Here is a 6,649-nt window from a genome sequence, read left to right on the forward strand (position 1 = left end):
CGCCGCTCCCGCACAGTTGGCGCCGCCGGCGGGCAGCAGCCTTGTACCTGGTAGCGCGCGGAGCACAGACCGGGGCGCCAGCCGGCTTCCCATCCCGCTCGGCCCCGTGCTGCGCTCGCCACCGCCGTGGCTGCGCCAGCAGGGGCTGCTGACAGCGGGCCGGAACAGGGAGGAACTGGCGGTCATTCGTGCCGAACGTTCCTCCGAAGCCGTCGCGGGCCCGGTGTGCGTGTCGTCGGGAGCCGTCCAGGAGGCGAGGATGCGCAGTGCTTCGTCTCGAGGGGGTCCCCGGCTCGGCAGTGAGCACCATGAGCCGCTGCCTGCTGCCGTCGGGGCTGGTCCAGGTGTCGCAGTCCAGGTGAGATTTCCGACGATTCGGTGGTGGTAGCGCTTGGTGCCGTGCGTCACGCTGTTAACACGGCGTTCGGTCCACCACGTGCGGAAGAGACATCGTCGGCCAGGTGGCGGTGCGGGCGTGCCAGCCGCCGAAGCTTCGGTGGAGGCCGCGAAGAAGGCGGTCGTTCTCTGCAGCGCCGACACTTCCACCTGGCTCACCCGCCGTCGGCCAGGTGCTGCACCGGGTTCGCCTCCCAGGACCAGACCGGAATGCGGCCGGGAGCCGGAGGACGTAGGGCCAGCTGCTGGGGCCCAGTGCCTGTCCGAATCATGCACCGTTGAAGGTAAGCCGGTCCATGATGGCCGCTCGGAGTCTGTGATTGGTGAGGGTCTTCGTCCACCCGCTGAGTTCATCAGCGCACAACCGGTTGCGGACGCGTGTGGCCCTGCACCGCTGGTCTCGGTGTCCAGCGCGATGAGCAGGTGGGACTTGCGGATACCGGAGTCGTTGACCATGTCCACGCGGCTCGGTGGGCGTCGAGGCGGCCGGTGTGTCAGATCCCGGCCACCGTGCCGCTCTGCGGCGGCGCCGGGGCGGTGCGGATCTGGTCGGTGTCGAAACGCCCTTCAGTGATCTCCCGGGCCAGTTGGGAGAGTTTGAGGCTGTGGGCGCGGGCGTAGGTGCGGAAGACGCGGAAGGCTTCGTCGACGGGGAGTTGCCAGCGTTCGGCGAGGATGCCTTTGACCTGTTCGATGATGATGCGGCTGTTGAGGGCGTACTGGAGCTGGTCGCGTTCGGCTTCGCTGTGGGCCAGGGTGCGCTGCTGCAGTATCGCGATCGTCGCCACGTCGGCCAGGGCCTGGGCGAGGGTGAGGTCCTGGGGGCTGAGGGGTGCGGGGTCGGTCTGGAACAGGCCGACCGCGCCGATCACCCGGCCGCGCAGCCGCAGCGGCAGGGCGTTGGTGGCCACGAACCCGGTTTCCCGGGCGCTGCGGGCGAACAGCGGCCAGTGCGCGGTGGCCTCGGGGTCGGCGAGGTCGATGTTGGTGCGGGCCCGGCCGCTGCGATAGCACTCGACGCAGGGGCCCTGGTCGTACTGGAGGGCGAACAGTTCCAGCAGCCGGGTGTGCTCGTCGGAGGCCGCCAGCACATGCAGGACACCGCCTTCGTCCGCGAGCAGGATGCCGACGGCCGCCACGTCCAGGATCTCCACGCAGCGCACGGACAGCTTCTGCAGGAAGTCGATGACGTCGAAATCGGCGATCAGGGAGTCGGCGACCTCCACGAAGACCTCGGTGACCTGCTGTTCGCGGCTGTCCATGGCGTTCAGTCCTTGTCTGCGGCGGGCGGAAGGGGTTCGGTGCCGGGAGCCAGTCGCAGTCGCCTGGCCACGATGTCGCGCGCGGTTTCGGTGAGGGTGCGCCCGCTGCTGTAGGCGTGGGCGCGCAGGCGCAGCAGAGCCTCGGCCAAGGGTACGGCGAGCTGGACGCTGACCATGCCGGTGGCCTGGTGGACGACGGCGTGCTGCAGGAACGGCAGCGATTGCGAGTCGTCGGGCGGCAGCACTTCCGGCCGGCCGCCTGCCAGCACGTGCATCGTGAGCGCGGCCGCCAGGGCGAGGGCGTCGTCGGTCTGCTCGCGGGTCAGCGGGCCGGGAGTACGCCGAACGGCGGTGAGCACGCCCAGGGCGATCGCGCCGATCCGCAAGGGGAAGCAGAACACCGCCCGCGCCGCCTGGTCCGGTGCCTCCATGATCAGCGCGGGCCACCGGTCCTGGCGCACCCGCGCCAGATCCGGCACCCGTACCGCCGTCCCGCCGGCCAGGCAGTCCGGTCCCGGTCCCTCCCCGAGGGTGAACTGCAGGTCCTCGAAGCCGCAGGAGGTGTCGTCGGAGCACCACAGCACCTCGCCGCGGCCAGGGCCTGCGGTCAGGGACACGGCGACGCCGTCCACCCCCAGCGCGGCGGCGCCGGCGACCGCGATGTCCACACCGTGATCGGCGCCGTCGCGTTGCCGCAGCAGGCGCAGAACCTCGGCCATGCGGTCACTGATCAATGAACGCCGCCGGCCGCCCCGGCACAGGGGGCATCGGCGGGAGTTCCTCGGAGCGTGAGGAGGGGACGGCACGGGGCGTATCCAGCAGGAAGGTGGTGCCGGTGAGCTCGAAGATCCGGCGGACGGCGGGCGTCGAGCCGTGCAGCCGCAGCCGGCCGCCCCGCACCTGCGCGTGACGTGTCGCGGCCAGGAAAACGTTGAGGCCGCTGGCGTCACAGAAGGTGAGCCTGGTCAGATCGACGTCGATACTGTCGGCCGCCCGGCTGAGGCAGTCGTGAAGGGCGACGCCCACAGCGGGAGCGGTGGCCAGGTCGATCTCGCCCTCCAGGAAGACGGTTGCCCGGTCGTCACGCCGGTAGAGCGTCATCGTACGCATGGCAGTCATCGCGCCTCGGTTCCCGGGCTGCCTGCGACAGGCGAACTGATGCTGTTCGCCCGTTCGCGTTCGGACAGGAGTGCTGCCTGGTGCTGAGGCCGACACCGGTGCGGGCCCAGAGGCGCCCGGACAGGAGATATGTCTGTCCGTCGGGTCGGCGCCACCACGTCAGGTCAGCCACGCCGGGGTCAAGGACGCGTTGATAAGCCTACCCTCCGCGATCCGCTTCGGACACGTGATCCAAGGCGATCCTGGCCGGCGTTCCACGGGGGCCCGGGTATCGGGGGTACCGCGTCCCGCAGACCTCCGATAGCGAAATAACGTCGAGATCACGGCGTGTGCGGTAGAGTCACATCCTCTCGCAACCTTGAGAGCTGTCTCCGCAGGGATCCATCAGGAGAGGCTCTCGGCCGTGACCCCGCTACCGGCTGCGTGGAGCGAATCCCGGAGCGGCACGCCCGGGTGACACCCACCGAAAGGTTCGCGTCCGTGACCGCAGACACCTCCGTACGTCCCGAGCAAGCAGCCGGGAGCGACTTCGCCCGGTTGTCGAAGAAGATCGCGGACAGCGGTCTGATGACCCGCCGCCCGGGTTACTACGCGGTGCGGGTCTCGCTCGTCACCGCGCTCTACGCGGGCGGCTGGACCGCCTTCGCGCTCGTGGGCCGCAGCTGGTGGACGCTGGCGGTCGCAGCGTTCCTCGCCGTGGTCTTCGGCCAGGTGGCCCTGGTCGCGCACGACGTGGCCCACCGCCAGGTCTTCCGGCTCCGCAAGGCCAGCGAGCTGTCCGGGCGGATCGCCGGGAACGCCGGCATCGGGATGGGCTACGGCTGGTGGCAGGACAAGCACACCCGTCACCACGCCCATCCGAACCATGCGGAACTGGATCCCGACGTAGCCCCTGACCTGCTGGTCTGGTCCCAGGACCAGGCCCGTGCCGCCAAGGGGATCCCGCGCCTGATCGGACGCTCCCAGGCCTACCTGTTCTTCCCGCTGCTCACGCTGGAGGGCTTCAACCTGCACGTGGCCGGTGTGCGGGCGCTGGCCGACCGCTCGCTCAAAAGGCGGGTGCTCGAGGGGGCGCTGCTTTTCGGGCACTTCGCGGTCTACCTGGCCGTGCTGTTCCTGGTGCTGCCGCCCGGCATGGCGATCGCCTTCCTCGCCGTCCACCAGTGCCTCTTCGGTGTCTACCTCGGCTCGATCTTCGCCCCCAACCACAAGGGCATGCCGATCCTGACCGGCAAGGACCGCCCGGACTTCCTGCGCCGCCAAGTGCTCACCTCGCGCAACGTGCGCGGCGGATGGTTCACCGACGTCGCGCTCGGCGGCCTGAACTACCAGATCGAGCACCACCTCTTCCCCAGCATGCCCAGCCCTCACCTGCGCAGGGCCCAGATCATCGTCCGGCGCTACTGCGAAGAGCTGGGCGTCGCCTACCTGGAGACCGGCCTCATCACCTCCTACCGGCAAGCACTCACCAGCCTCCACCAGGCCGGCGCCCCCATCCGCGGCGAGGGCGCCCCCGTCCGGTAGGCAGCTGTGGGCCATTCCGGTGCGGCGCACCGAGAAGTCCAGCCGATGAGGGCAACATGGTCGTCTGCGACCGGCTGCATGTCGGCCGGTCTTGAGATGCCCGGCCGTCCGGCGGGGTGGACGGCCGGGCCCAGCCGGGCGGCCGTCAGCCGTGCCTTCCGGGGGAAACAGGCAACTCCGGAAGGACAACGGGTCCGGGTGTGCCCACTGCTACTCATGCGAGGCGGAGCCCCCCTCAGCCGCCTGGCACGCCACGGTGCGGCAGGCGGCTCCACACGGCGGCCCCGGCATCCGGCTCGGTGATGGCCCACCAGATGGCGTTCGAGCCCGTGACGGCGAGCACACCTGGCCAGCCGGTGGGTGAGCTATCCGGCTGTGTACCGGGGGCCTTGGCGGTGAGCCGGCTGAGACGACCGAGCACGTGGGGCACGCCGCTCAGCTCGTCGGGGAACCCCGGACGAGTTCGTACGTAGTGGACAGTGGTCGGTGTGCGCCGACGCCGACCTCGATTTTGGGCTGGCTCACCCTGGCACGACCGCGCGGTCTCATGGCATGCCCGAATTCATCCGCTCTCGGGGGAGAAGGGCGGGCGGGCACACCGACCGAGCCCATGATGGCGAGGAGCGTCTGCCGGTCCTGAGCGATCTCCTCGGCGATGCGCTCCAGGTCGGCTCCCCCTCCTGAGCGGCGGTGCTGATGCGCGATGCGCCGCGCGGTCCCGACGCCGAAGGTGGCACCGGCCAGATGGTCGTTCAGATAGATACCGAGCCTGGCACCTTGCACCGTGAATCCTCTCTCGCTCATCCTCCGCCAAGCTGATTGCCAGCCGCTGCCTCACGTCCCGCCCTCGACAGCAAACCGCGAGCGGACACAGCCGATACGACGAAATGCCGCCGTGTGCCCTGAACGGCTCAGGAGCACGGAGCACCGGGGTCTGCACGACCTGCTGAAAGCCTCGCCCGAACGCCGGGTCCGAGATCAACACGGCACCTCCTGCGTGACGGCGGCGTGTGTGACCTGCTCACTTCCCGTTCTCCGTGGTCAGACCGAGTGCCGCGCCTCACGTCGCCAAATGGACAGGCATGTAACCCACCAGCGAGTCAGCACCGGGCATCGCCTTCCGCAGGCCGACCAGCCCATTTTGGGGACGGGCTTCTTCCAGGAGTCGGGTGGCGGGGCATCGTGCGCCCTGGGGCAGCTCGCAGGTTCAGAGGGGCAACCGGACCGTGATCCTTTTCCCGGCGGCGGTGTGCGTGACCTCGAAGCCGGAGGACAGCGCGACGACGATTTCCAGGCCATGTCGTCCGACCCGAGCCGGATCATGGCCCATCACCGCCACAGGCGCCGAGGAGGTGTCCCAGACGGTGATCTCGACAGCGTCGCTCAGCAGTTCGAGGTCCAGGCCGCAAGGCCCGGTGGTGTGCTTCACGGCATTGGTGACCAGTTCGCTGACCACCAGTTGAGCCTCCATGAGCAGATGCGGGGGAGCCGCCACGGCACCGTCCTCGCCGCCGATGCGGTCGAAGAACACCGCGATCTGGCGCCGGGCCGCCGCGACGGCGCCCGGCTCGCCGGCGTAGACCTCGCTGCTTCGCATCACACCGCCCCACCCCGGCGGTCCCACCATCGGCTCTGTGCCGTATGCCGGACCGCTCCGCGAGCGACCAGTGCGCGATCCACAGTGTCGCCGGACAGAACCTGCCTACCCCGGTTGTGACAGTTGAACGGTCTTCCGGCATCAGCCTGCCCGTGACCGGCCGGGTTTCAGATGGCCGCCGCACCACCGAGAGCGGTCGCCTGCCCAGCGTCGGGACGCCCGCCGTTCGGTCTACTTCCGGGAATTCACCAGCGATACCAGCGTCCCCGGCTGCCGCTGGAATGTGTACCCCGGACGACGAAGCCCAGCACCCACAGCACAAGCACGACGACGGCGATCCACCACAGCAGGTGGAGTGCGAATCCCGCACCGAAAAGAATCAGCGCGAGAAGAAGAACGAGAAGCAACGGCCCCATGATTATCAACCTCCGACAAGCCGTGTTCCCCGCACTCGAACAACCATGCTGACCGGCATGCGTCTTCGCTCGGGCAGCGAGCCCAGCGCCCCGCCACCTCCCCCCTCCGTCGGGAGGCGGGCGGGGGTCGGCAACCGAGACCAGAGGACAGCCTCGGCTCCACCACCACGGCTCCGTTGCCTGCGTCGTGCGCAGTACCCGGGCCACAGATTTCATTTAAGTGCGGCTCGGCCCAGCGCCATCTGTCTCAGCTACAACCGCCTTCGTGGGCATGAGGGTTCCCGAGCGAGGGCGCCCGGGGACCACGGGGTGGAGGCGGCCCGGCCGAGACCGGT

At 69.5% G+C, this 6,649-nt stretch carries 7 protein-coding genes and 1 pseudogene; 1 reads left to right on the forward strand and 7 read right to left on the reverse strand.

What is annotated here, in order from left to right; genetic code table 11:
* Positions 1-240: 240 nt before the first annotated feature.
* From ACFO3J_RS32450 to ACFO3J_RS32465, 4 genes and pseudogenes are all read right to left on the reverse strand, one after another.
* Positions 241-444, reverse strand: a pseudogene (locus ACFO3J_RS32450) (MmyB family transcriptional regulator); the annotation flags it as partial.
* 446 nt (positions 445-890) lie between these two features.
* The gene (locus ACFO3J_RS32455; protein WP_386437286.1) at positions 891-1,658 is read right to left on the reverse strand and encodes a GAF domain-containing protein; all 768 of its coding nucleotides are present in this window, start codon (positions 1,656-1,658) and stop codon (positions 891-893) included.
* A gap of 5 nt (positions 1,659-1,663) precedes the next feature.
* Positions 1,664-2,377: an ANTAR domain-containing protein gene (locus ACFO3J_RS32460; protein ID WP_386437289.1), complete on the reverse strand. Its 714-nt coding sequence runs from the start codon at positions 2,375-2,377 to the stop codon at positions 1,664-1,666.
* A gap of 4 nt (positions 2,378-2,381) precedes the next feature.
* A complete protein-coding gene (locus tag ACFO3J_RS32465; protein ID WP_386437292.1) occupies positions 2,382-2,777 on the reverse strand; it encodes an STAS domain-containing protein in 396 nt (131 codons plus the stop codon).
* A 480-nt stretch (positions 2,778-3,257) separates the two neighbouring features.
* On the opposite strand from ACFO3J_RS32465, the gene ACFO3J_RS32470 reads away from it, so the two are divergent.
* The gene (locus tag ACFO3J_RS32470; RefSeq protein ID WP_386437294.1) at positions 3,258-4,301 is read left to right on the forward strand and encodes a fatty acid desaturase family protein; all 1,044 of its coding nucleotides are present in this window, start codon (positions 3,258-3,260) and stop codon (positions 4,299-4,301) included.
* Positions 4,302-4,736: 435 nt separating this feature from the next.
* On the opposite strand, the gene ACFO3J_RS32475 is transcribed toward ACFO3J_RS32470, so the two are convergent.
* From ACFO3J_RS32475 to ACFO3J_RS32485, 3 genes are all read right to left on the reverse strand, one after another.
* Entirely contained in the window at positions 4,737-5,105 is a 369-nt protein-coding gene (locus ACFO3J_RS32475) for a hypothetical protein (RefSeq protein WP_386437297.1), read from the reverse strand.
* A 403-nt stretch (positions 5,106-5,508) separates the two neighbouring features.
* A complete protein-coding gene (locus ACFO3J_RS32480; RefSeq protein ID WP_386437300.1) occupies positions 5,509-5,898 on the reverse strand; it encodes an ATP-binding protein in 390 nt (129 codons plus the stop codon).
* Between the two features lie 245 nt (positions 5,899-6,143).
* The gene (locus ACFO3J_RS32485) at positions 6,144-6,314 is read right to left on the reverse strand and encodes a DUF5670 family protein (protein ID WP_386430512.1); all 171 of its coding nucleotides are present in this window, start codon (positions 6,312-6,314) and stop codon (positions 6,144-6,146) included.
* Positions 6,315-6,649 lie beyond the last annotated feature (335 nt).

Origin of the sequence: Streptomyces polygonati, from assembly GCF_042650325.1 — a bacterium.
Lineage (GTDB): Bacteria > Actinomycetota > Actinomycetes > Streptomycetales > Streptomycetaceae > Actinacidiphila > Actinacidiphila polygonati.

Bases quoted from the DNA above. Each gene is read 5' to 3' on its own strand.
- ACFO3J_RS32455 (WP_386437286.1), bottom strand. From the start codon at position 1,658: ATGGACAGCCGCGAACAGCAGGTCACCGAGGTCTTCGTGGAGGTCGCC.
- ACFO3J_RS32460 (WP_386437289.1), bottom strand. From the start codon at position 2,377: ATGGCCGAGGTTCTGCGCCTGCTGCGGCAACGCGACGGCGCCGATCAC.
- ACFO3J_RS32465 (WP_386437292.1), bottom strand. From the start codon at position 2,777: ATGACTGCCATGCGTACGATGACGCTCTACCGGCGTGACGACCGGGCA.
- ACFO3J_RS32475 (WP_386437297.1), bottom strand. From the start codon at position 5,105: ATGAGCGAGAGAGGATTCACGGTGCAAGGTGCCAGGCTCGGTATCTAT.
- ACFO3J_RS32480 (WP_386437300.1), bottom strand. From the start codon at position 5,898: ATGCGAAGCAGCGAGGTCTACGCCGGCGAGCCGGGCGCCGTCGCGGCG.
- ACFO3J_RS32485 (WP_386430512.1), bottom strand. From the start codon at position 6,314: ATGGGGCCGTTGCTTCTCGTTCTTCTTCTCGCGCTGATTCTTTTCGGT.